This window comes from Roseibium sp. AWQ4_254 (genome assembly GCF_056161025.1).
Genome location: NZ_JBSWYH010000047.1, coordinates 1 through 22,852, shown reverse-complemented (window position 1 = coordinate 22,852; position 22,852 = coordinate 1). Strand labels below are relative to the sequence as shown.

The 22,852-nt window shown below is 56.2% G+C and carries 27 protein-coding genes; 19 read left to right on the top strand and 8 right to left on the bottom strand.

Annotated features, from left to right (window positions below):
* Positions 1-403: 403 nt before the first annotated feature.
* Entirely contained in the window at positions 404-1,030 is a 627-nt protein-coding gene (locus ACXAIC_RS23435) for a TetR/AcrR family transcriptional regulator (protein WP_475186460.1), read from the bottom strand.
* 76 nt (positions 1,031-1,106) lie between these two features.
* On the opposite strand from ACXAIC_RS23435, the gene ACXAIC_RS23430 reads away from it, so the two are divergent.
* From ACXAIC_RS23430 to ACXAIC_RS23400, 7 genes are all read left to right on the top strand, one after another.
* A complete protein-coding gene (locus ACXAIC_RS23430; protein WP_475186458.1) occupies positions 1,107-1,880 on the top strand; it encodes an HD domain-containing protein in 774 nt (257 codons plus the stop codon).
* 21 nt (positions 1,881-1,901) lie between these two features.
* Positions 1,902-2,195 (top strand): DUF3817 domain-containing protein, encoded by a 294-nt coding sequence (locus ACXAIC_RS23425; RefSeq protein WP_475186457.1) that lies wholly within the window; start codon positions 1,902-1,904, stop codon positions 2,193-2,195.
* A complete protein-coding gene (locus tag ACXAIC_RS23420) occupies positions 2,117-2,611 on the top strand; it encodes a CopD family protein (RefSeq protein ID WP_475186456.1) in 495 nt (164 codons plus the stop codon). The genes ACXAIC_RS23425 and ACXAIC_RS23420 overlap by 79 nt, the downstream gene beginning before the upstream one ends.
* 116 nt (positions 2,612-2,727) lie before the next feature.
* Complete coding sequence (locus ACXAIC_RS23415) at positions 2,728-3,027, top strand: hypothetical protein (RefSeq protein ID WP_475186454.1); 300 nt, start codon at positions 2,728-2,730, stop codon at positions 3,025-3,027.
* 10 nt (positions 3,028-3,037) lie between these two features.
* Positions 3,038-3,763: a DJ-1/PfpI family protein gene (locus tag ACXAIC_RS23410; RefSeq protein ID WP_475186452.1), complete on the top strand. Its 726-nt coding sequence runs from the start codon at positions 3,038-3,040 to the stop codon at positions 3,761-3,763.
* A 361-nt stretch (positions 3,764-4,124) separates the two neighbouring features.
* A complete protein-coding gene (locus tag ACXAIC_RS23405) occupies positions 4,125-4,712 on the top strand; it encodes a GNAT family N-acetyltransferase (protein ID WP_475186448.1) in 588 nt (195 codons plus the stop codon).
* Between the two features lie 439 nt (positions 4,713-5,151).
* Positions 5,152-5,622: a winged helix-turn-helix transcriptional regulator gene (locus tag ACXAIC_RS23400; RefSeq protein WP_475186444.1), complete on the top strand. Its 471-nt coding sequence runs from the start codon at positions 5,152-5,154 to the stop codon at positions 5,620-5,622.
* Here the strand turns inward: ACXAIC_RS23400 and ACXAIC_RS23395 are convergent.
* The 4 genes from ACXAIC_RS23395 to hisD form a co-directional block, all read right to left on the bottom strand.
* A complete protein-coding gene (locus ACXAIC_RS23395; RefSeq protein ID WP_475186440.1) occupies positions 5,612-6,250 on the bottom strand; it encodes a TetR/AcrR family transcriptional regulator in 639 nt (212 codons plus the stop codon). The genes ACXAIC_RS23400 and ACXAIC_RS23395 overlap by 11 nt on opposite strands.
* A gap of 66 nt (positions 6,251-6,316) precedes the next feature.
* Positions 6,317-7,327 (bottom strand): SMP-30/gluconolactonase/LRE family protein, encoded by a 1,011-nt coding sequence (locus ACXAIC_RS23390; RefSeq protein WP_475186437.1) that lies wholly within the window; start codon positions 7,325-7,327, stop codon positions 6,317-6,319.
* Entirely contained in the window at positions 7,324-8,079 is a 756-nt protein-coding gene (locus ACXAIC_RS23385; RefSeq protein ID WP_475186434.1) for an SDR family NAD(P)-dependent oxidoreductase, read from the bottom strand. The genes ACXAIC_RS23390 and ACXAIC_RS23385 overlap by 4 nt, the downstream gene beginning before the upstream one ends.
* A complete protein-coding gene (gene hisD / locus ACXAIC_RS23380; RefSeq protein WP_475186431.1) occupies positions 8,079-9,416 on the bottom strand; it encodes a histidinol dehydrogenase in 1,338 nt (445 codons plus the stop codon). The genes ACXAIC_RS23385 and hisD overlap by 1 nt, the downstream gene beginning before the upstream one ends.
* Positions 9,417-9,504: 88 nt before the next feature.
* Between hisD and ACXAIC_RS23375 the strand changes: the two genes are divergently transcribed.
* The 7 genes from ACXAIC_RS23375 (at position 9,505) to ACXAIC_RS23345 (ending at position 15,983) form a co-directional block, all read left to right on the top strand.
* Positions 9,505-10,413 carry an NAD-dependent epimerase/dehydratase family protein gene (locus tag ACXAIC_RS23375; RefSeq protein WP_475186428.1) on the top strand — a complete coding sequence of 303 codons (909 nt, stop codon included), beginning with the start codon at positions 9,505-9,507 and terminating at the stop codon, positions 10,411-10,413.
* A 9-nt stretch (positions 10,414-10,422) separates the two neighbouring features.
* Positions 10,423-11,388 (top strand): fumarylacetoacetate hydrolase family protein, encoded by a 966-nt coding sequence (locus ACXAIC_RS23370; protein WP_475186426.1) that lies wholly within the window; start codon positions 10,423-10,425, stop codon positions 11,386-11,388.
* Between the two features lie 9 nt (positions 11,389-11,397).
* On the top strand, positions 11,398-12,561 hold the full coding sequence (locus tag ACXAIC_RS23365; RefSeq protein ID WP_475186422.1) for an alpha/beta hydrolase family protein: 1,164 nt from the start codon (positions 11,398-11,400) through the stop codon (positions 12,559-12,561).
* A 103-nt stretch (positions 12,562-12,664) separates the two neighbouring features.
* Positions 12,665-13,429, top strand: coding sequence for an ABC transporter permease (locus ACXAIC_RS23360; RefSeq protein WP_475186420.1), 765 nt, complete (start codon positions 12,665-12,667; stop codon positions 13,427-13,429).
* A 23-nt stretch (positions 13,430-13,452) separates the two neighbouring features.
* Entirely contained in the window at positions 13,453-14,217 is a 765-nt protein-coding gene (locus tag ACXAIC_RS23355) for an ABC transporter permease (protein WP_475186417.1), read from the top strand.
* 22 nt (positions 14,218-14,239) lie between these two features.
* A complete protein-coding gene (locus tag ACXAIC_RS23350) occupies positions 14,240-15,010 on the top strand; it encodes an ABC transporter ATP-binding protein (protein ID WP_475186414.1) in 771 nt (256 codons plus the stop codon).
* A gap of 103 nt (positions 15,011-15,113) precedes the next feature.
* Positions 15,114-15,983, top strand: coding sequence for an ABC transporter substrate-binding protein (locus ACXAIC_RS23345; protein WP_475186412.1), 870 nt, complete (start codon positions 15,114-15,116; stop codon positions 15,981-15,983).
* Between the two features lie 88 nt (positions 15,984-16,071).
* Here the strand turns inward: ACXAIC_RS23345 and ACXAIC_RS23340 are convergent, their stop codons facing one another.
* The gene (locus ACXAIC_RS23340) at positions 16,072-16,860 is read right to left on the bottom strand and encodes a glutathione S-transferase family protein (protein WP_475186410.1); all 789 of its coding nucleotides are present in this window, start codon (positions 16,858-16,860) and stop codon (positions 16,072-16,074) included.
* Position 16,861: 1 nt separating this feature from the next.
* A complete protein-coding gene (locus ACXAIC_RS23335) occupies positions 16,862-17,470 on the bottom strand; it encodes an NAD(P)-dependent oxidoreductase (RefSeq protein WP_475186409.1) in 609 nt (202 codons plus the stop codon).
* Positions 17,471-17,540: 70 nt separating this feature from the next.
* Between ACXAIC_RS23335 and ACXAIC_RS23330 the strand changes: the two genes are divergently transcribed.
* The gene (locus tag ACXAIC_RS23330; RefSeq protein ID WP_475186406.1) at positions 17,541-18,266 is read left to right on the top strand and encodes an SDR family NAD(P)-dependent oxidoreductase; all 726 of its coding nucleotides are present in this window, start codon (positions 17,541-17,543) and stop codon (positions 18,264-18,266) included.
* 12 nt (positions 18,267-18,278) lie between these two features.
* Here the strand turns inward: ACXAIC_RS23330 and ACXAIC_RS23325 are convergent, their stop codons facing one another.
* Positions 18,279-19,052 carry an SDR family NAD(P)-dependent oxidoreductase gene (locus ACXAIC_RS23325; protein ID WP_475186403.1) on the bottom strand — a complete coding sequence of 258 codons (774 nt, stop codon included), beginning with the start codon at positions 19,050-19,052 and terminating at the stop codon, positions 18,279-18,281.
* Positions 19,053-19,148: 96 nt separating this feature from the next.
* Between ACXAIC_RS23325 and ACXAIC_RS23320 the strand changes: the two genes are divergently transcribed.
* The 4 genes from ACXAIC_RS23320 to ACXAIC_RS23305 all read left to right on the top strand — a co-directional run.
* Positions 19,149-20,063 carry a LysR family transcriptional regulator gene (locus ACXAIC_RS23320; protein WP_475186400.1) on the top strand — a complete coding sequence of 305 codons (915 nt, stop codon included), beginning with the start codon at positions 19,149-19,151 and terminating at the stop codon, positions 20,061-20,063.
* Positions 20,064-20,127: 64 nt separating this feature from the next.
* The gene (locus ACXAIC_RS23315) at positions 20,128-21,003 is read left to right on the top strand and encodes a fumarylacetoacetate hydrolase family protein (RefSeq protein ID WP_475186397.1); all 876 of its coding nucleotides are present in this window, start codon (positions 20,128-20,130) and stop codon (positions 21,001-21,003) included.
* A complete protein-coding gene (locus ACXAIC_RS23310; RefSeq protein ID WP_475186393.1) occupies positions 20,963-21,952 on the top strand; it encodes a VOC family protein in 990 nt (329 codons plus the stop codon). Before ACXAIC_RS23315 ends, ACXAIC_RS23310 begins: the two co-directional genes overlap by 41 nt.
* On the top strand, positions 21,949-22,852 hold a 904-nt coding region (locus tag ACXAIC_RS23305; RefSeq protein ID WP_475186391.1), incomplete at its 3' end, for an FAD-dependent monooxygenase. The genes ACXAIC_RS23310 and ACXAIC_RS23305, both read left to right, overlap by 4 nt.

Below are 22,852 nucleotides of genomic sequence, written 5' to 3'. Positions count from 1 at the left end.
GCTGGCCTCCTTGTCCAGCCCTCAGCTTGAATCACTATTCACCACAAAAGGGAACCCAAGACGATTCAGACTTTTTGGGAAATGCTCTAGCTCTAGCCGACATTCCTGCAACCCGCAGCATTCGGAACTTTGGACTCCAAGCCGACCTCGGATGCGGCGCAGCATCGGGACGATCCGGCTAACCTTAGGTGGCAAGGACGGCCCATACCAGCCGTTCATGGTGTCAGATCGCGCCGCGGTGCAGCTTAATCGAACCAGTCATTCGCTGCGCTTGCGAGATCGTGGCATTGCTTGAGGTTGGCATTGCTGACAAACCCGCCGCTGTGGTCGACGTTTAGCATCTCCAATTGCTAAACTGATGACTGAACCATTCATTGGAGCGATTCAAAAATTTTGAGCCATTTCAATCGTTGTACTGCAAGAAAGCGAGCGCAGCCTTCACAGCTATTGCCACGTTTTCTCGCAGCCTCTGACTACCAACTCCACTGCGCGCTTGAACAGAAAGGCCGTTTAGCAAAGTCAGGCACAGCTGAGCTGCTGCCTCAACGTTCACCTCCTCTTTGATGTCCCCGCACTCAACGGCAAGGGTCAGGCGTCCGGCGAGACGGTTGCGCGCGATTTCTAAGGTCTCTTCGATTAGAGATTGAACCTTTTCGTTTTTGGGAGCTTCGGCGGCACCGATCAAAAAAACGAAACATCCACGATGGCTTTCACCGGCCTCTGTGTAGATATTGACCGCTGTCTCGAAAAAAGCGGTGAGGACAGCTGGCAAAGTTTGATCGGTGCTAATGGCTTCATCGAGTTGGGACAGCATTTGCTGGCGGAACCAGAGTTGTGCGCTGAGAAAGATCTCTTGTTTGTTGCCAAACGCACCGTAAAGGCTTGGCCGCGTCAGTCCTGAAACTTCGGACAACATGTCCAGTGAAGTTCCCGCAAACCCCTGATCCCAAAAAAGTTCAGCGACTTTTCTTAAGACAACCTGTTCATCAAAGCCCCTTGGGCGTCCACGTCTTTTGCTTGTTTTTTTCATTTTATACCGTTTCGCAGATTTTTGTTGCATTCTCTTTTGTTGCGAGTTAGTACATAAATTAACAGGATGTAAGCAAATGAAAAAGCCTAAAATAGGCTCCCTAGCGTGGGGCGCTGAAACAAATGGTGCGCTCAGTGCGCATGAAAAGCGAAAAATGATCGTAAACTTGGCTTTTGTGCAGGTTAGAGAGTTCGCAGATTCAATTTGCCATTCAATTGGTTTGTTGCGGCCCCTTCCTGTATCATTAGATGAACTTATGCCTCGAGAGACTCCGCTTGTGCGTGACAGTCTATGCCTGGCGCAAGAAACCCATGACGAAGCGCTGCTGTTTCACAGCTGGCGTACCTACTTTCTGGGGCGCCTCATTGCGAAGCATGAAAAGCTAGATCACGATCCTGATCTGTTTTTTGCCAGCGCAATTCTTCACGACATCGCACTGACCAAAGGGCACTCTCCAAATGTCTCAGCTTGTTGTTTTGCGGTGAGCGGCGCAAACCGAGCACGCGATCACCTTTTGGCTTGTGGCCACGGCACGCATGACGCAAATCGCGTCGGCGAAGCGATCTCACAGCATCTAAATATGTATATTTCGTGGCGTAAAAGTGCTGCTGAATGCTACCTCGTTTCACGAGGCGCTGTGTGTGATCTCTTTGGCGCAGGACGTCATAGAATTGCACCAGAGAGTCTTGAAGAGTTGTTTCACTCCTACCCGCGCACTGGAGTGATCGAAGCGCTTCGCTTTGAAACCGCTGACCATTTCGACGGGTCGCGCGCTGACTTTCTGACAAGGCTTTCAGGGGGGAAAGCACCCAAAACTCCTTTCTATGATCGTCTAAGCCCAAAAAACTGATTTTCTTACAAGTTGGACACAATGAACGCACAACTAGGAACTCTAATTCGGGCAAGTTGGTTAGAAGGGTTAACGCTTATTGCTCTGCTCTTTATCGCTATGCCGATCAAATATCTTGCCGGTTTTCCATTCGCGACAAAGCTACTGGGATCGGTGCATGGATTCGCTTTTTTGAACTACTTGTGGTGCGCTTGTGCGATATTGCCCGGCTTGCCGATTTCGCGTCACTCCAAAGCATGGGTCATAATATCTGGCTTTATACCTTTTGGATTTCTTTACTCGCACAAAGTTCTTTCGTCGGTGAGGGAAGGCTAATGGGATACCAATTGGTTAAAGCTATTCACCTAGTGGCAGTATTTACCTTTGTCGGGGGATTGCTCGTGCAGACCTTGTGTCTCTGGGCGTTAAAAAACGAAGGTGGTAAGCAACAGGCAGCTCACATGCTTTCTCGCGTTCAAACGTGGGATCGGTCGATGACGAACCTGTCTCTACTTTTGTTATGGGCCGCAGGCTTATACCTCGGCCTAAGTACCGGTTTATTCCAAGAAACCTGGTTACAGCTCAAACTCGGTTTTGTCATCTTTCTTTCCGCGGTTCACGGGGCGCAAAGTGGGGTGATTAGGAGGTCGCTAAACAATCGAGCCGACTCCAAAAAAGGGCGCTCATTTTCACCCTATTTGCTGGTTTTCGCCTTCGCCGCAATCGCCTTATTGCTGGCGTTTAGACCATAGTAACTTCTTGCAAATCTTAGGATTTCAGGCGGACCAATCAAATCTCGGATGCTGTGCAAATTCGCAGCAGGCTGCGGCCCTATCACTGAAAATTTCACTTATAGAAAGGAAATGCTGTGTCTTTTAACGGAACCTGGAAAATCGAAATCCCAACGCCGATGGGAAAACAGCAAGCTGAACTGCTGATTGTGCATACCAACGAACTGCTTTCAGGCACCGCAACTGCTGGAGAAGAAACTGTACCCTTCATCAATCCAGCTGTCTCAGGAAACACCATATCATGGACCCAAAATGTGACCAAACCCCTAAAGCTAGAAATCAAATTTGAGTTGACGCGGGAAGGCGACAATCTCAGCGGCAAGGCCAAGCCCGGAATCTTGCCTGCAGCGAGTGTAACTGGTCGACGTATCTGCTAAGGAAATTGCAATGTCCCAACACACACCGTGGCCCACGATGGCCGTCTCAGTCGAAGACGATCCAGCGCGACGTAAAACCGTTGGTATGCTGGCGTTTCCCGGGTTAACGCTTTTAGACTTGTTTGGCCCACACGCTGTTTTGACAGGCATTATGCAGACACATCTGGTTTGGAAAGCCAAAGGGCCCATTTTGTCAGACACGGGCGTTTCGGTGCTTCCAGACATGAGTTTTGATGAAGCCCCAGAGCGTTTCGACATACTGTTTGTTCCTGGAGGCCCCGGGCAGGCTTCCCTATTCAACGATCCAGAAGTCATGGCGTTTCTGGCCCATCATGGCGCTCGCGCAGATTGGGTCACATCCGTTTGCACGGGCGCAATGATCCTTGGCGCGGCCGGATTGCTAGACGGGTATCGTGCCGCGACCCATTGGGCCGGGCGGGATGTTCTGCGCTTGTTCGGAGCAGATCCAGTGGCGGAACGTGTTGTGATCGACAGAAATAGGATCACTGGCGGCGGTGTAACTGCGGGGGTGGACTTTGGCCTCACACTGCTCAAGAAGATTTACGGGTCTGAGGTGGCCGAAACCACACAGCTTTTGATGGAATATGATCCCGCCCCTCCAATCAACGCGGGTTCCGTCGATAAAGCTAGACCAGAAATTTCCGAAAGAGCAATGGAGATTTTGGCACCCGTGGCGCAGATCACCCTTGACGCACTTTCTGAGCGTTTCTCCTGAGCGCAACGGCCCAGAGCGGATCTTGGACCATCCATTGCCATGCTGCATGCTGCGCTGCGGCCCGTCGAAGCAGCAATTCGCAGCATAGGCAAAAGCATGTAGTAGGCGAACTCACGCTTTGCGGGACAAAGTTAGAATTCGCTGCGGCTGCGCGAATGTCCGTTGTTGCTGTGAAACCTAGTCGGCTACAACGGCGCACATGTCAGGATTCACGCGTTCACCCGTTCCATCACCGCAGCTACGGCAGCAATACTTTAAATCTCTCGAAGAACCCCAAGAGTTCTTCTTAGAGTAAATGGTTGGTTTGGGGCAATTTTGGACGAATGACGATGGATCGTATGGCGTAATAAACGGAACCAGCTTGGTCGAGTTCTTCAGTCCCGAACCTGACAACTCAACGAGACTTTTGCGTTCTCTACATGATCAGCTCGGCTTCTCAACGGCGCTGGTCAAGTCCTTTGATCGTTCCTTCGTGCAATCTTGTCAGAAGCTTGGATGGCAAGATTCTTTGGGAGGGTTTCTGTTCAGAAAACGAGAAGCCCGCAATCACAGAACGTCCAATAACGCCGAGATAAGCGCTGCAATGGCAACTGATGTCGAACCGCTTTGGGAAATCAATGAAGATTTCTTTGAAAGCCAAGGTGAGATCGCTGCTTTAGCCATCAAGGACAAGCTTTGGACAGTCAGAGTAGACGGAGAGATCGTTGGTTGTGGGGTGTCCAACCGCTTCATTGAAGATAGCGATGCCGTGGATATTGGCATGATGGTCGCCCCCAACTTTCGTCGCCGAGGATTGGGCACACACATTGTTAGCGAAATCGCCAATAAAACTGAGCAATGCGGATTACGTCCGATTTGCGGATGTGGCGCCAGCAACACGGCGTCGAAGGCTACCCTTGAGAAAGCTGGTTTTGTTTCAGAGCGTCAACTGATTTCATTCGCCGTATGATGCCCGCGCCATGTGAAGCTGACGTTCCTGCACCGTGCAGCATTCGGAAATAATGGGCTCCAAGCAGACGTTCGCCGCAGACTGATCGAACGTCCCGTTGGGCCGGAAGCGACTGCGAGCCGCCCTGGCGCGCCTGTCTGCGTCGCTAGCCGGAGCCGCTTTGCTTGCAACCACACTTAGGGTCGGGACTGGGGCTGAGACCGGCCTTTTTCTCATCAAGACAAAGACGGGGTCGCACCCTGGGCTCCGGCCCGGCGCTGCCGCTGTACGCTTGCGGTCCCGCCAAGCCGCCCGGCCATCAGCCTCCCCCCCCCAGCCCGGACGCCAGCCCAGACGCCAAGCTGGTCCCCCGCCTGTGAACCGGGGCCCGGCTGTGTGCATCCGGGCTTTCGTGTGCCTGGATCTGTCTGTATGATCCCGCCGGTTCATAGGGGGGACAATGGACGCAGAAGAATTTGCAAGGGTGTTGAGCGTCGGCGAGGCCGCCGCCGTGCCGGAAGGAGATCCCCGGGTCAGCGGGCTTGCGGCCCTTGCCCGCTCCATGGGCAGTCCGCCCCCGGCCAAGGATGCTCCGCCGCGTGAAGTGATCTCGCGTTTGGGCGACAACTGGTCGCCTTTGATCTTGAAAATACTGGAGACCGGTCTTTACCGCCATGCCACACTGAAACGGCTGGTGGGCGCTCTCTCCTCGGAAGGGGAAATTTCTCAGCGGATGCTGACGCTTAGGCTCAAGGCCTTGGAGCGCGATGGCTTTGTCTCACGCCATGTGGAGGCCACGGTGCCACCCCGCGTCACCTATGGCCTGACGCCGCTCGGCCAGAGCCTGACCCGGGAATTCAACCGGCTTCTTCTTTGGATTGAGGCGCACAGCCCGGCCATTGAAAAGGCCCGCTCGGACTTCAGCGGGTAACGCTTGCCATGCCGGCAACGACGAAATTAAGCAGCGGACCGTAAGCCGCCCTCAGATCGGCGGCCTTGAATTTCCCTTCGGTCAAGCGGTCGATCCGGCCATGCTGAGAGACGGTCGCCAGCATCAGATTCAGCATCATGGTGAACCCTCGCGCGACTTCCGCCTTTTCCGCATCGGGTAACACGCCTTTCAGCGCCTCGATGAAGATTTGAGCCGTGGCATCGAAGTTCTCGGTCAGAACATCAAGCCATTGATTGCCGTCACCCAGGCGGCCGAGGACCTTGAAATAGTCTGCCCAACCGGGTTCCCCGCTTGTCGCCATATCAAACATTGGCCCCATAAACGCATCGATGATGGCTTCGATTGAGCGCTCTTCAAGGGCTTCCAGACGGGCGATCCGCTGCTCGCACAAAATGGCGGCGCGGCGGGCGATCACTTCTTCGAACAGCTTTTCTTTGGTTCCGAAGTGGTAGTGGGCAAGCGCCAGCGTCACTTCGGCCCGCTCGGTAATCACCCGCAGGGAGACCGCGTCAAACCCCTTCGATCCAAACAGCGCCTCTGCGGCATCAAGGATCTTGGCGCGGGTGATTTCGCCGTTGATCCTGGTCTGTCTTTGGGGTTTTGCCACAGGGATCTCTCTCATCTTTCTTGTTTGGTTGAGTGTATAAGTAACGCTTCGGAAAAATCCAGCAATTTACCAGCCGAGCAGCGGATAACCAGCGACTGGGCTTTGGAAAAAGGGAATTCGGTTGCCCTGCAGCGATCCGAGATAAACCGTCTTCAGATCGGGCCCGCCGAAGGTCAAAGAGGCCATCCAGGGGCACAGCGTGCCGCGTGCGGCCTGCATCAGCTCTGGTGTCACCGTTCCCGCCTCCCAGGCCGCGTCAAGGGCGGCCAGAGGCTCCGGGTGTCCGCCCAGATCCAAAAGGGTGAGAAGATCGCCCTGCGGCGTAATGGCAACCAGCCGGTCGGCCATGATCAACGTGGTCCAGAGGTTGCCATGGGCGTCAAAGGCCAACCCATCGCAGAACCCGCCGATATTGGACGGTCCATAGATCTCCCGCTCCGTGAGCCTATCCCCGCTGACCTTAAACCGGGTGATGTGACGTGCCGTGGTTTCAGCAACGTAAAGCCACTCTTCGTGCGGGTCAAAGCGCAGCTCATTGGTGCCGCACAGCCCGTCGGCGACGATCCGGGCACCTTTTTCGTCGATCAAGGCGATGTAGCCATCACGAGACATGGTTTTCACATGATCCGTCCAGGGCACCATCCGCGTTGTGACGGTGAGCCAGAGGCGGCCTTTCCGGTCCCGGGTGACGAAATTGGCCTTGCCGATAGGCTGTCCGCCAATCTGATCGAGGAGCACCTCGGTCTCGCCGTCGCGGCCCATGCGTTCCAGCCGGTCTGTGCCGAAATTGGCAATCAGCAGGCTGCCATCCTGATCGAAGGCGAGACCATTGGGCAAGCTGCCCTGGGTCATGACCAGCCGGTCTTCAAAGCTCTGCGCGGTGTTGCGGTCCTGTCCCTTTTGCAGGATCAGCGCCTGCTGGCCGTCGGGATCGATGCGCATGACGCCGCCACGGGCATCGGCGGCCCACAGGGTGCCATCCCGCTCCGCCAGGATACACTCGGGCCGCTCCAGGCCGGACCCGATAAATCTCAGACCGGCCGGGTCCACCTGGAAACTGCGTAAGGGATTGGTCATTCGGCGGTCCAGCCTCCATCGACAGTGAGCGTGGTGCCCGTCATCAGCGCCGAGGCGGGCGAAGCCAGAAAGACCACGGCCCCCATCAGGTCCTCGATCTTGCCCAGACGGCCAAGTTTGATCTTGTTGAGCACCGCCTCCAGGAAGGTCTTGTCCTCGAAGAACGGCCGGGTCATCGGCGTCTCGATAAAGGTCGGCGCGATGGCGTTGGAGCGGATGCCATGGGGCGCCAGATCAAGGGCAAGCGCCTTGTTCAGCCCCTCAAGGCCCCATTTCGAGGCGCAATAGAGGGACCGGTTCGGTCCGCCCACCTGGCCCATCTGACTCGACATGTGAATGAGTGAGCCCGGTTCGCCCGCCTCCATCAATCCCTTGGCCACGGCCTGGGCGACAAAAAAGGCGGCCTTCAGATTGAGGTCGAGAACCGCGTCATAGTCGGCTTCGCTGACCTCCCAGGCCGGCTTGGGCCGGTTCGTCCCGGCGTTGTTGACCAGGATGTTGAACGGCCCTGCGGCGGCGATCTTGGCCTGGGTGGCGGCCAGATTGCTGACATCCAGCTGCAAGGCCTGGGCTTTCGGGCCGATGGCCTCCGCTGCGGCCTCAATCTCGCCGAGGCTTCTGGCGGCCAGCGTGACCTCCGCCCCGGCGGAGGCCAGCGCCACGGCGCAGCCGAGGCCAATGCCCCGGCCAGCCCCGGTCACCAGCGCACTTTGACCGGTGAGGTCGAAGGAAGGTGTGCTGGGCAGCTCCATCACGCGTCGACCAGATCGGCTCCGGCGACCGGCTCTGCCCCTTCTGCGTAAGGCACGTTCTGCCCGCCATAGCGGCGCACGCGCACATTGGCCTGCTCCGCATGGCCCTGAAAGCCCTCCAGCATGCACAGGCGCGAGCAATACCGCCCGACAAGCGCGGAAGCCTCGTCCGTGACCACCTTCTGGTAGGTGTGGGTTTTCAGGAACTTGCCGACCCACAGGCCGCCGGTGTAGCGCCCGGCCTTTTTCGTCGGCAGGGTGTGGTTGGTCCCAATCGCCTTGTCGCCATAGGCAACATTGGTGCGCGGGCCGAGGAAGAGCGCTCCATAATTGACCATGTTCTGCAGGTACCAGTCGTCCCGGTCGGTCATCACCTGCACATGTTCGGAGGCGATGTCATTGGCCACCTTCAGCATCTCGTCATGGTCGTCACAGACGATCACCTGGCCGTAGGTTTCCCAGGCCTTGCGCGCATGACCTGCGGTGGGCAGAATTTCCAAGAGACGCTCGATCTCAATCAGCGTTTCGCGGGCCAGCGCTTCCGACGTGGTCAGCAGAACGGCCGGGCTGTCCGGTCCATGCTCGGCCTGGCCCAGCAGGTCGGTCGCACACAGTTCCGCATCGACGGTCTCGTCGGCAATCACCATGGTTTCGGTTGGCCCGGCGAAAAGGTCGATGCCGACCCGGCCAAAAAGCTGGCGCTTGGCTTCCGCCACGAAGGCGTTGCCTGGGCCGACCAGCATGTCGACCGGCTGAATGCGCTCGGTTCCAACGGCCATGGCGCCAACCGCCTGGATGCCGCCAAGGGCATAGATCTCATCCGCCCCGGCCATATGCTGGGCGGCAACGATGGCCGACGCCGGCTTGCCCTGATAGGGCGGGGCGCAAGTGATGATGCGCGGCACGCCGGCAACCTTGGCGGTCAAAACGGACATATGAGCCGAGGCTAGCATCGGGTATTTGCCGCCGGGCACATAACAGCCGGCGTTTTGAACGGGAATGTTGCGGTGGCCGAGAAACACGCCGGGCATGGTTTCGACTTCCACATCGCGCATGGAATCTTTCTGGATCTGCGCGAAGTTGCGCACCTGCTCCTGGGCGAACTCAATGTCCTTGATGTCCTGGGCGGACATTTCGGCCAGGCAGGTGTTGATCTCGTCTGCGGTCAGCCGGTAGTTGTCCCGGTCCCATTGATCGAATTTGATGGACAGGTCCCGGATGGCGGCATCGCCGCGCGTTTCGATGTCGGCGAGTGTTTGCTCAACAATTCCGCGCACTTTTTCGTCTGCGGCCTTCACGACTCCAGGGTCGATGCCCTCTTTCAAAACCATCGCCATCGCATTTCCTCCATAGCATTGCTTGCCAAATCAAAAACGGTTGAATATTAATTGGACGAACGACCAACTAATTTCAAGGCATAATTCCATGCGCGTTGCGATTATCGGGGCAGGGGGCTTTATCGGTCAGCGTGTGGCGCGCATCTTACGGCAGGATCCGGCGGTGTCCGGTCTGGTGCTGAGCGACGCTGTCCCTTTTGCCAGTGAGGCTTGCGATACGGTTGTCTCCGGCGATTTTTCTGATCCGTCCGTGCGGGCCCAGGCGGTGGAGGGGACGGATGCCGTCATCTTGCTGGCGGCCATTCTCGGCGGCGGTGCCGAGGCGAACTATGCTCTGGCGCGCAAGGTCAATGTGGATGCAGCGCTCGATCTGTTTGAACACCTGCGCGATACGAAACCTGAAACGCGCATGGTGTTTGCCTCGACCATCGCGGTTTACGCCAAACCTTTGCCGAACCCGGTCACCGATACGACGGCCATGGGGCCGACGATGGTCTATGGTGCGCAAAAGCTGATGATGGAAGCTGCACTCAGCAATTTCGCGGCCAAGGGCTGGCTCGATGGCGTGTCTCTGCGCCCGTCCGGGGTGATGGCCCGGGATGGGGCTGATGCCGCTTTGAAGACAGCGTTTCTCTCCAGGCTGTTCTGGTGCGTTAAGCGCGGCGAGGACATCACCGTGCCGGTTGCCGAGGGCAGCCGGACGTGGCTGACGTCCGTTGAGACGGTGGCGCAGAACTTCATCCATGCCGCCAAGCTGCCGGATCTCGGCGCTCAGCGGGCCTTTACGCTGCCTGCTCTGTCGCTGACGTTTTGGGAGCTTGTAGAGGCTTTGCGCCGGCAATTCCCGGACAGCCCATCCGTGGTCACATTTGAACCGGAGCAGGACATCATCGACCTGTTCGGCAGCTATCCGCTTCTGGAAACAAAAACTGCAGACAGCCTCGGCTTTCTCTGTGATGCCGATGCTGATGCGCTCGTACAAAACGCTTTGAGTTAGGGAAGAGATATGAAGCTTGCCACTTTACCAAATGGAACCAGCGACGGCCGTTTGCACGTCGTGAGCCGGGACCTTGCACGGGCCGAGCCAGCCACGGCCGCCCAGACGATGCTGGACGCACTTGAGCGCTGGGACGCGGTTGAAGCCGACCTGGCCGCGCAATATGCCCGCATCAACGAGGGCGCTGGCAGCCCGTTTGATCCTGCGGCTGCCATGGCGCCCCTGCCGCGGGCGTGGCAATGGCTTGATGCCTCTGCCTATATGTCTCATTCCATCTTGATGGATGCGGCTTTCGGGTTTGAGGAAAAGGTCCATCCGGATTTTCCGCTGATGTATCAGGGCATGTCCAATCAGTTCTTTGGTCCGGCGGAAGATATTCCGATGACCAGTGAGAAAGATGGAATTGATTTTGAGGCGGAGTTTGGCGTGATCACCTCCAAGGTGCCCTTTGGCGCTGCGCCGGAGGAAGCGGCCAAGCACATCCGTCTTCTGGTTCAGATCAATGACTGGTCCTTGCGCCGCCTGGCACCGGTTGAAATGAACACCGGCTTTGGCTGGATTCGGGCGAAACCGGCATCGGCCATGGCCCCTGTTGCCGTGACGCCGGACGATCTTGGCCCGCAATGGCGCGATCAGCGGGTGGATCTGCCGTTGCATGTCTGGCGCAACGAGCAAAAATTCGGCGCCGCATCCGGGTATGAAATGGGCTTCGGGTTCGACGAACTGGTGTCCCATGCCGCCTACTCTCGAGATCTGCCGGCCGGCACGGTGGTTGGCGGCGGTACCGTCTCAAACAAGAATTACAGGAAAGTCGGTTCTTCTTGCATTGCTGAACGCCGCGGCATTGAACGGCTGGACACCGGCGAATCCAAAACGCCATTCTTGTCCTTCGGCGAAAGTGTCAAAATGGAAGTCACTGACACAAGCGGAGAGCCGGTGTTCGGCACCCTTCATCAAAAAGTAATTGGGGCTTGAGGACCGGGTATGGCGCTTTTTGAATTTTTTCCGAACTATGTTTGGAACCTGTCCCTGTCGATTGCCATCCAATCCGGCGCTGAGCTGGGTGAGATCATCGATATGTCCAAGCCTCTGCTGGAAAAAGCCGAGGCGGGTGAAGATGCGGGCACCGGCGAGTTCCTGCTGGAGTGGGTGAAGCAGGCAAATACGCTGTGCGAATTGGCGGCCGATGACGAGGCGAAGGGCCGGCTGTTTTCGGCGTCCGACAAGTTGCGCCGGGCGTCCCTCTATCTTCTGACGGCTGAGCGCATGCAGGGCCACGGCCACCCCGGGCGCATGGAAACCTTCGCCAGAGCGCTAGAGTGCTTTGACAAATACATCGAATATGGCGGTGAAAACTGCGAACGCGTCGAGATACCATATGGCAGCAACGTGCTGCCTGCTTATTTCACGAGGGCGGAAAACGTAGATGGGCCGGCTCCATGTGTTGTCTTCCTGAACGGATTGGACAGCTGCAAGGAGCTTTTATATTGGACGTGGCTGCCGCACGCACTTGCCAGGCGGGGTATTTCCTGTTTGTGCGTAGACCAGCCAGGCACCGGTGAAGCCATCCGCCTCCAGGGTCTGCACAGCCGATTTGATACAGAACACTACGGAACGCCGATTTACGAATATGCTGCATCAAGAAATGACATCGATGCCGATCGGGTCGGCATTTCCGGCATTTCACTCGGCGGTTATTACGTCCCGCGGATCGCAGCCTACGAACCCCGCTTTGCATCCGGCTCCGTATGGGGCGCCAATCACAATTGGGCGGAAGTTCAGCTAAAGCGGATGAAACGCGAAGGTGAAAACCCGGTTCCCCATTACTGGAAACACGTCTGGTGGGTCTTCGGTGCCAAGGACCAGGATGACTTTCTGGAGAAAACCAAAGGCATGGATCTCACCGGCCACATGGAGAAGATCAAGATGCCGTTCCTGATCACCCATGGATCCGGCGACCGCCAGATTGGCGTTGAATATGCGCATCAATCCTATGAGCAACTGACCGGCAGCGCCCGTCGCGAATTGAAGATATTCACGCCGCGCGAAGGCGGAATTGAACATTGCGGCGCTGACAACATGGCCTATGGACGCAACTACAATGCGGACTGGTTCGCTAATACGCTCGGCGGCAAGCTCGGCATGTGAGGACTGAAATGGGAGGATCAATGCGCCTAAACTCTTGCTCTCCTGTCAAAACTTGTTATTGTTTGGTCGTCCGTTCAAATAAGCGGTGGGAGGCGTTCTGGTAATGGACAAGCTACTGCTCATAAGGCAGGTGTCAGTGTTTCTGGTCGTGTTGGCTTTTTGGGCCGTTGGTGATGCGATGACGTGGTTCAATCCCGATGTCATCCCGCCGATCGGGGATGTTGCCCGTGCCGCAGTCACTCTGTTTGAACGAACGGAGTTTCTGCCTGCACTCTGGTACACTTTGCGTGATTCACTAACAGGGGTTGCAATCGCAACCTTTCTGGCAGTGCCGGTCGGACTGTTGATCGGGATGTATCCCAAGGCAGAAGTCTCGACCCGTATTCTGGTGGACTTCTGCCGCTCCTTCCCTGTGATCGCGCTTATTCCGATCTTCATCTTGATCATTGGAACAAACCACATGACCAAGATCACAATGATCACAATCGCCTGCTTCTTTCCGATCCTTGTTCAGACGATCTATGGAGCAAGACGGCTGGATCCTACGGTGGTAGACACTGTCGCAAGCTTCCGGATACCGCCCTTCATGCGTTTCCGCAAAGTCGTACTTCCGGCAGCCTCCCCCTACATTGCGACCGGGTTCCGCATTTCACTCAGCATCGCTATCCTGGTGGCCGTCGCAACCGAAATCCTGACTCAGGTTCCCGGTCTAGGAACCCAGGTCAGTCTTGCCCGGACCTTCAACGAAGTGGCGGTCGCCTTTGTGTATACGATTTATGCGGGTCTTTTGGGGGTCGCATTGACAGCCATCTGGGACCGCACCGAACGGCGGCTCCTGAATTGGTATCACAGGGAGGGCAGGTCATGAGTTCCTTTTTTGGCCGCAGGCTCATGTCCTGCATCTGGCTGTTCTGGCTGCCGGTTTTACTGATTGCGCTTTGGTGGTTCGGCTCATCCGGTTCAACATCGTTTTTCTTTCCGCCTCTCAGCAAAATCGTTGAGGTCACGCTACGCGACTTTTCCAATGGCATCCTCTCGATGCATCTGGCGGCCAGCCTCATGAACATGGCACTCGGGCTGATCGCCGCAACAATGATTGGTATCACGCTGGGTCTTGTAATCGGCGAAGCCAAGCCGCTCAGAGAAGCCACTGAGCCCTTTTTGAGCTTTATCCGGGCCATTCCTCCAGCGGCGATCGTACCTATTGTGATCGTTGCACTAGGAACCGGCCCGGCACCGAAAGTATTCATCATTGCCTTTGCCTGCGTTTGGCCGATCCTTTTGAACACGATCGACGGCGTTCGCGGCATCAATCCGCAGCTGATCGAAACCGCGCGGGCGTTCCGCATCCCGTTCGGTTTGCGTAACCGGAAAATCCTGATCATGGCCGCGTTACCGCAGATAATGGCCGGCATCCGGATTTCCCTGTCGATTTCCCTGGTCCTGATGGTGATCGGTGAATTCGTCGGAGCCAGCCAGGGAATTGGCTTTTATATCCGCGAAAAGAAGGAAGCCTTCTCTATGGCAGAGGCTTGGGGCGCAACGATACTGACGGGCCTGCTCGGATATCTCCTAAGTGCGGCGTTCCTGTGGTTCGAACACCGGGCCTTGGCCTGGCATTTTCAAGATCGCGGCGACGGGCCGTCTGGTCCGTGAGAGGTAAAGGACGATGAACATAATGACAAAAATCGCCAAAGCTCCGCCCATGCGTGTTGAGAACCTCTCAAAGAGCTACGGCGAGATCGAGATCTTGAAGGGTATCGACCTTGAAGTCGCCCCGGGAGAGATCATCGCCATTGTCGGACCATCCGGCGTCGGCAAAACCACCCTGCTGCGCAGTCTGTCCGGGCTAACAGATTTGACCGCCGGGTCCGTCACAGTTGGCGAGGATGTGGTCAAAGGGCCGGTCAGAGAGATTGGTTTGGTGTTCCAGGATTATCGTGGGTCACTGATGCCCTGGATGCGGACATTGGAAAATGTTGCATTTCCGCTTGAAGGCAAAGGTGTGGCGAAAGCTCAGCGCGAAGAAATCGCCCGCAACTGTCTTGCTGATGTGGGGCTTGAACATGCCGCGCATCAATATCCCTGGGAACTCTCCGGCGGAATGCAGCAGCGGGTATCCATTGCCCGGACCCTCGCATATGACGCCCATATTCTGCTGATGGACGAGCCCTTCGGGTCCCTTGATGCTCAAACCAAACTGGTACTTGAGGACCTCGTCATCGATTTGCAGCGGCGGCTTGGAATCAGCGTGATCCTCGTGACCCACGATATCGACGAAGCCGTTTACATGTCGGACAGAGTTGTCGTCCTCAACGGAAAGCCGGCAGGGGTCGTGGATGTTGTCGACATCGAACTTGGGCGTATCCGCGAGCAGATCGCGACAAAATCCGATCCGAAATTCGTAGAAGCCCGAAATCGCGTCATGCGCGAAATCATGGAGAAATAACACCAAAGAAGAGCGTTGGGAGGAATGTATGACTTCTTTTTGGATAAAAGCAGGGTTGGCAGCCGCCGTGACAATGTCGTCAGCAGCGGCGTTCGCAGGCGACATGACCAAGATTGTCGTCAACCGGTCGCCGGTTGGAACGTTTCAAGGCCTCGTTTTGGCAGACAAGCTCGGTTACTTCAAAGAGCGCGGGATTGAGGTTGAATTGCGAGTGGGAACATCTCCGGATGCCGCAATTGCCGAGCTGATCTCCGGGCAATCCAATATCGCCATGACCGGCGCGGTCCCGCTTGTTGCAGCCGTCGCGAACGGTTTGCCGGTTGCGGCCGTCCTTAACGCACAGGACCAGGGAGAGGTTCAAACCGAAGGCATGCTCGTTCTTCCTGACAGTGACATTAAGGACGTTGCCGACTTCAAAGGCAAAAAGATCGGCCTACCGGGAATTGCCAGCCCGCAAGGACTGGTTGTCCTTGAAGCTCTGGAAAAAGTCGGCCTTGGGCGGGAAGACGTTGAACTTGTGAACCTTCCCTTCCCGGGTGTTTTGCAAACAATCGAATCTGGTGGCGTGCACGCGGGCATGCCAGTCGGCCTGTTCTATGATCTTGGGGTCAAGAAGGGGCTGCGCGAAATCAAAAAAGTGCGGTCTGAGCTCCTACTGGGTGTGCCCGCGGTCCTTTTTGCTGCCAATACAAAATGGGCTGATGAAAACGCCGAAGTGCTATCAAAGTTCATCGAAGCCATGGTCCTGGCGCACGAATATGCCAATGAGCATGTCGAGGAAGTTCGTGACATCGACATGGAATTCACCAAGTTGCCGCATGACTATCTGAAAACCCGGTCTTTTGCCGGATTGCACTCCGATTTCGACAGCGCGACCTGGGACAAGCAGAACGCTCTTTTGGCAAAACACGGTTTCATCAGCCGCGCGCCTGCCTCGGATGAATATATCTGGAGCGGAGCCCCACGCCGCTGATAGCCGCGAAAAACTGGTTTCTTAGCTACTTCAGAATCTAGAGGGACGGGACTGAGATCAACCCCGTCCTTTAGATTGTTCCAGCCATTTATTGAAGTTTTGTCGCAATCACCGGCCAGGCTTTTCGTCCAGCAGCCTGGTAAGACTCCTCCACTGTAGCGGTGTAATAGGCCTGCACCGCCACTTCATAACTTGGTCTCTTGCGTGACCGGTCTATCCAGTCTGCGATCCCGTCAAAACGGCCCTTGTAAAGACCGGCAAGTCCGAGACGGCGGACCCGATCCGCGTAGGCCAGCAGCGCGCAATCGGCAAGACTGTATGTCTCTGCGACCAACCATTGGCTGTTTGCCAACGCCGCACTCATATCCTTGAAGGTGCTGTCCATTACAGACACCGCGCCCTCAACAAAATGGGACGCGGCTCCGGTTTGCATCAAGTCACGTCGCTTTTCGCGAATTTCTCCGGTCATTGATGCCGACAACCAGTCTTCAACCTGCTCAGGCGACATGGAGTTTAAGACCTGTTCGCGGATGACAGTCGCAAAAGTCAGCGAGTTGATTGCAGCATGGATTTCGATACAGCGGATCAACCACAAACGGGTTTGCCATAGAGCGCTTCCGTGGTGAGGCATCAACCGGGGTTCAGCCAACGCATCGAGATATTCGATGATCACACTGCTCTCGCGGATCACCGAGCCATCCTCGGCAACAAGCGTCGGAACAACACCGTTCGGATTCAGCTCCAGATAGGCCGGTGTCTGGTGCTGCCCCTTTGTCATGTCCAGATCCCGGCTCTCCCAAGAAAGCCCTTTCTCTGCCATAGCCAGCCGCACTTTCTGTGAGCAAACGCTCGCACCGGAATGATAAAGGGTTATCATCTCAATAGCCGATCGTGAAACGCTGCCCGATGTATTTTGGCTGTTCCAGTTCGTCGGCAACCGCAATCGCAAAATCCTCAAAGGATATTTGGCTGTCGCCAGTGTTATCGAACAGAAGATGGTCTTTGCCATATCTGAACTTGCCGGTACGCTCTCCTGGAACAAAGAAGCGCGACGGTGAGATATAGGTCCAGTCCAGGCCTTCTGTGTCTTCAAGAAGATCGAGAAGATAGCCGCCGCGCACAGAATTGGGCTTGGCCGGGGGCGGGAAGTTCGGATCGTCAAATTCCTTGACGCCGCTCGGGCCGATCAGGCTGCCGGCGCCGCCCACCACAACGTAGCGTTTAACGCCGCTGTCCAGCACCGCCGGCACCAGAACATCCGGGTCGAGATCCAGAAACTTAACGGACGAGACAACCGCATCGTGGCCTTTGACCGCTTCAGCCAATGACACCCGGGACCCATCCGTTTTAACTGCAGTCACAAGGTCACCGGCAGAAATTTTTTCAGGGTTCCGCACAATGCCCGTCACACGATGCCCGCGATCTGTCAGTTCATTCAAAACGCGGGAGCCGGCTTGGCCGCTTGCTCCGATTAAGGCGACGCGCATTCATTCCTCCTCATTGTAATATCTTCTTTTATTGTTTATACGTTCAACCAAATAAGAGGGCAAGAATGATATGCGACTTGAAGGAAAAACAGCCGTTGTAACCGGCGCTGGCCGGGGCATTGGGCGCAAGATTGCCGAGATGATGGCCCAGGAAGGGGCAAAGGTTCTGGCCGTCGACATCAATGCGGCCGCTCTGAACTCCATCAACGGCTGCCAAACCCATGCCGCAGATCTGACCGACGAAGCTGCGGTTGCCACTTTGGCAGAACGTGCTGCCACGCTTGGACCGGTCCACATCCTCGTCAATGCGGCGGCGTTGGTTGTGTTCGGCTGGATTGATCAACTTGACTATTCGGATTGGCAGAAGACGCTCAAGGCGGAAGTTGACAGCGTGTTTCTGGTAACCAGGGCACTGTGGCCGCAGCTGAAGTTGGAAGGCGGGTCCATCGTCAACTTTTCATCCGCAAGTGCACATGTTGCGCTGGATGGCCTGCCTGCCATCGCCCACACGGCTGGAAAAGGTGCCGTTCTGTCCATGACACGGCAACTGGCAATGGAAGGCGGCGGTCACGGTATCCGTGCCAATTCAATCGCCCCGGGTTTCACTGTGACAGAAGAGACTGAACAGCATCTGGACAAAGCCGACATGATGGCTTCTGTCCGGGCGAAACTGATGATCGAAAGATTGGGCCAGACCGAGGACATTGGATATCTGGCGATCTATCTGGGGTCCGATGAAAGCGGCTTTGTCACCGGTGCAGATTTCTCGATCGACGGCGGCGCGACTGCCTGGTGATCCAGGGCGAAGTCAGCTGCCGTCTGAAACAATCGTGCCACCATCCACGACGATGGACTGACCGGTCATGAATGCCCCTCCTGCCGAAGCAAGATAAACGGCGGTGGCTGCAATTTCAGATGGCTGGCCGACACGGCGCAGGGGGGTTGCCTGCAGGCGGCGCTGCATGAAAGCTTCATTTGCCATCAGCCCGCTTGCAAACGGTGTTTCAATCAACCCTGGAACAATCGCATTGGCGCGGACATTCGACGGGCCCCATTCCACGGCAAGTGTCCGGGCAAGCTGGATAAGTGCGGCTTTGGTCAGCGAGTAAACACCGATAGCACCATTGCCGCGCAGGGCGGACAGGCTAGACATGAGAATGATAGAGCCGCCCCCCAGACCACGCATATGCGGCGCCACCTTTGCCGACAGCCAGACGGCTGCATCCAGGTTCACCTGAAATGTCTTCCGGTACACCGTGTCCTCGACGTCGCCAATGGGGCCGACATGCCCTTCCATTCCCGCATTTGAAACCAAAATATCGAGCTGACCCAGCTCATTTACCGTATTGTCAACCAGTGCTTCCGCTGCTGCCCGGTTTGACAAGTCCACCATTGTCCCCTTTGCGGAACCCGATCTACGTTTGTTGAGACCGGCTTCGGCCTGTTCAAGCATATCGGTGTCGTTGCTGGCGATCAGAACACGCGCACCAGCATCAACGTATGCCTCGGCGATCGCAAGGCCGATACCGCTGGAACCCCCTGTAATGAGGGCGGTTTTACCCGTTAGGTCAAATAGCTGCATTATGAAAGCCCTCCCGTTTAGCCGAACCATAGAGTCTATACCGCTATTTAAAAAATCGATATAATCGATAAATGCGTGCTGTTTGATGGATATTAAATGCGCTTCAAAGGACTTGATCTCAATCTTCTTGTTGTTCTTGACACTTTGCTGACGGTCCGGAACGTCAGCAAGGCCGGAGAGCAACTCAATCTGAGCCAATCGGCGACAAGTGGCGCCTTGTCCCGGCTTCGGCAATATTTTGACGATGAATTGCTGGTCCAGCAAAAACGGTCAATGGTGCCGACCCCTATGGGGGCCGCCCTGGCGCCACGGGTCCGCAATGCCCTTCTGCAAATCGACGGAACGATCGTGTCAAAACCAGGATTTGATCCGTCAACCGCGGAACGGGACATCCGGATCATTGCATCCGACTACGTTATGGTGACGTGGCTCGCGCCGGTTCTGTCCACCATTTCCGGGGATGCTCCGGGGATCCGGTTCCGGATCGACCCTCCGACACGGGATCCGGTTGGACGCCTGGAAGCCGGCACAGTCGATCTGTTGCTGATGCCCGAGAAATACCTGTCAAAATCACATCCATCGGCAAAGTGCTTTGAAGACAAATATTGTATCATCGCCTGTGCTTCCAATCAGGAAATCGGCGACAATTTCAGTGTCGAAGATTTCTATGCCTCCCGCCATGTCGATGCGGCGTTCCCCACCCTTGCACCTGGGTATGCGGACTGGTTTACCCGCCAAAGTGGCCGGGAACGAAACGTAGAAGTCACCGTAGGAGAGTTCACGGTTTTACCTCATTTCGTGATCAACTCACCCCGGATTGCCTTGCTGCATTTGCGCCTTGCTCATCTGTATGCCGCGCAGTTGCCGATAAAGATCGTTCCAGCTCCGTTTCCCATTCCGAAACTGGTCGAAAGCCTTCAATGGCACAGGTTTGCCGAGGAAGACGATTGCCAGCGTTGGGTCAGGAACAAGATCCTCACCCACGATGGTATCGACAAAACAGATAGATAAGATCGATAGAAACCGTTTCTCTCAATACAATTAATCAAGTATTTCTCGCATTGGGAGGAACAGAATGAATCATGAAGACATCTCCTTTGTCCTTGCAATGGCAACGGTCAATGGCAGTCCGCCGTTTCCGGTTGTCGTCTTGGACAATAACGCTGCAATTTCAATTGCAGCGTTGGCCCCGTTGTCTGCCCGTCTAGGGTCGGGTCTGACGGGCACTGGCAGCATTTATGATCTCCTTCAGAACTGGCAGCACAATCTCCCGGTCCTGAAGGCAACCATCAACGCACTTGATGACGCTAGCCTGGGAAAATACACGCGATCCGCGTTTGCGGCGCTTGAATTTTTCGATCTTCTGGCTCCCATTCCAACGCCACGGCAGATTTTCTCCTCTGAAGGAATGCCCATAAGCCGTCCGGTGTCGGTACTGGCTGGCCCAACGGCCAAAGTACCGGTACCTCCGGGAGCAGACCATCTGACTGCAGGGACATCCCTTGTTGTTGTTCTTGGCGCCCCCACCTATCTGGCCAGCGCGCAAGAAGCTGAGAGCTCAATTGCCGGCGTCATGGCCGCGTCCCGGTACCGGGACAATTTCGGCCGTGCTCTGTCGCCTGCCTTGCTGCCGATAGGTCCGTTTTTTGTCCCACTCGAATACTGCGACACCAGCCTGGACGGCCGAATTTCCTTCAACGGCGAAACTTCGGTCAACTCTTCGGAAATTCTCAGCGCCGCTTTCGATGCTGTCCGCCAGGTTTCCGCGTCCTGTCATCTTTTTCCTGGCGATCTGATCGAACTGCCAATGGGTCCGCAGGGAACTGCCCTGCTGCATAACGGGGACATCGTGGAAACGGCGATTTCCGGTCTTGGCCAACAAACAACAAATGTCATTGTGGAGAGCAAATATGCCGATCCTGGGAATGGAGACACTTCTCTACGGGGTTGAAGACCTCGACGAATGCACTCGTTTTTTTGACGATTTCGGACTGCCGCAGCATACCCGGACCAATTCCATGACCCATTACCGTCTGGAGGAAGGGTCCAACGTGATCTTGCGCCATTTGGACGACCCGGATCTGCCGGCAGGATTTGCAGACAAAGGAGTGAAGGAGATCACCTGGGGCGTGGACAGCCAGGATTCGCTGGATGCTCTGGCCGACCGCCTGGAAGCCCATCAGGAGATTTGCCGCGGCAGTGACGGGACCGTTCGCACAAAGGCCCCATCAGGTATGAACATTGCGCTCAAGGTCTGGGCTCGCAAAAAAGTGACCTATGCCCCAGACCCGGTCAATGCACCAGGGGCAATCAACCGTTTGAACGTTCAGCGCAAGTGGAAAACACGGGCGCGGCCAAAGACAATTACGCACACGGTCTACACGGTCCCCTCGCCGAAGGAAGAATTCGAATGGTACCGGGACATGTTGAATTTCCGCATGTCGGAAGAACAGATCGGCATGGGTTTTTACATGCGCTGTGACGGCGCGAACGAACATCACAACCTGTTTGTCATCGACATGAATTTCGGCCCCCTGCCCGGATACCCGGTGTTTCACCACACCAATTTCGGGGTCGAAGACATCGATGAGCTGATGGTCGGCACAAACTTCATGACACGGCGTGGCTGGAAAACCGGTGCCCTCGGGTCTGGCCGCCACAGAATTGCTTCAGCGCTGTTTTCCTATATTCAAAGCCCGGCCGGCGGCGAAGCCGAATACGGCGCTGACAGCGACTATTTGGATGACAACTGGATACCGCGCGAGTGGAACCAGGTATTCGCGACCTATAGCTGGATGCACAAAATTCCGGAATTCCTAGGAACGGATCAAAAGTGGCAGTACCGTCTCCATCCGGACTACGTGCCTGGCGGCGGCGGCGACAGCGAGTGGGAAAAATGAACGCTCTTCCAAAGTCAGCGCTTGTTGCCGGTGGCGGCATCGCCGGGATGTCCGCTGCGATCCGGCTCCTTGAAGAAGGGGTCAACGTGACCCTGTTCGACAAGGATCCAGCTTGGTCTGTTTACGGTGCAGGCATCACCTGTTCCCCCCTCACATTCAGAGCCCTATGTGATCTGGGCATTGGACCTGCTGTGCTGGAGCGCGGGGCGCGCCATGACGTGATTGCCCTTCATGATGTGTCAGGCAACCCGCTGAAAACCCTGCCGCTTCCGCGCCTTCGAGGAGACGGGCAACCGGCCGCGGGCGGCATCATGCGGCCGGACCTGCATGCGATCCTTTCCGAACGGGTCAAAACCCTTGGAGCCACAATTCGGCTTGGACTGACAATTGCATCGGTCTCACAAGACACCTCGGGCGCTGATGTGATCTTCAGCGACGGGTCAAAAGACCGGTTCGACATGATTATCGGGGCCGATGGTCTCTTTTCCGCGCTTCGCGGCACGGTTCTGAACGCAAAAGAACAACCACATTTCACCGGACAGGCGTGCTGGCGGGTCATGTTTGACCTGCCAGAGGAGTGGGACGGCACCGGGGCGATGTTTCTCAGCCCGCAACTGAAAGTCGGCTTTACGCCCTGTGCTCCCGGCAAAATGTACATGTATCTTCTGGAACATGTCCCGGACAATCCCTGGCGGGAACCTGAAGCCTTGCCAGGTCTGCTTAAGGACCTGCTCAAAACTGCCGGCGGCAAACTGGCGGACCTGCGGGACAGCGTCCGCCCGGAAACACCCATAAACTATCGCCCATTGGAGAGCGTTCTTGTCGAAGGGCCTTGGTACAAGAACCGGACGGTGTTGATCGGTGATGCTGTTCACGCAACCACACCGCACCTTGCAGCCG